Origin of the sequence: Lyngbya aestuarii BL J, assembly GCF_000478195.2 — a bacterium.
Classification (GTDB): Bacteria; Cyanobacteriota; Cyanobacteriia; order Cyanobacteriales; family Microcoleaceae; genus Capilliphycus; species Capilliphycus aestuarii.
Genome location: NZ_AUZM01000295.1, coordinates 1 through 750 on the forward strand (window position 1 = coordinate 1; position 750 = coordinate 750).

Consider the following 750-nt stretch of genomic DNA (forward strand, 5'->3'; position numbering starts at 1 on the left):
AGGTAGGGAGGTAGGGAGATGGGGAGGTAGGGAGGTAGGGAGATGGTGAGTCCACCGCCGTGCGCGGGAACAAGCGCGTTGAGGGGAGTGGCTATCCCGTTGGGGGAGATGGGGAGATCTTGCCATATAAGCTCTTGCCTAGCGCGTAGCGCTATAACAATTAACCTAACCGAAATGTAACGGATCAACATCAATCATTAAACGAACTGAAGTCGGACACACCTCTTGCAATTGTTCTAAACTAGCAGTATTAATCGAAGTCCCCGGTAATAACTTCAGTAAAATCTGCCAACGATATCGATTTGCTACTCGCAAAACTGGGGCAGGAGCAGGCCCTAATACCTCCATATCCGGGATTTCATCAGCAACAGTAAACAAAATCTCGGCAAAATGTTGAGCCGTTTCTTCCACTTCGGTTGAGTTTAAACTACTCAATTTCAACGCAATCAATTGACCATAAGGCGGATAACTTAGCTCTTGTCGCTGTTCTAATTCTCGTTCAACAAATGACTCATATTCATAACCCTGTACGGCTTGAATAACTGGATGTTCAGGTGTATAAGTTTGAATAATAACACGTCCGGGATCATTTCCTCGACCCGCTCGACCTGCCACTTGTAATAAGGTTTGAAACGCTCGTTCACTGGCGCGATAATCCGATAAATGTAACAATCCATCAGCAGAAATAACACCCACTAAACTCACTCCGGCTAAGTCTAAACCTTTCGTCAGCATTTGGGTTCCCACCAA

At 45.9% G+C, this 750-nt stretch carries 1 pseudogene; it reads right to left on the reverse strand.

The window, feature by feature from the left end:
* Window positions 1-165 precede the first annotated feature (165 nt).
* Window positions 166-750 (reverse strand): annotated as a pseudogene (locus M595_RS28180) (primosomal protein N'); the annotation flags it as partial.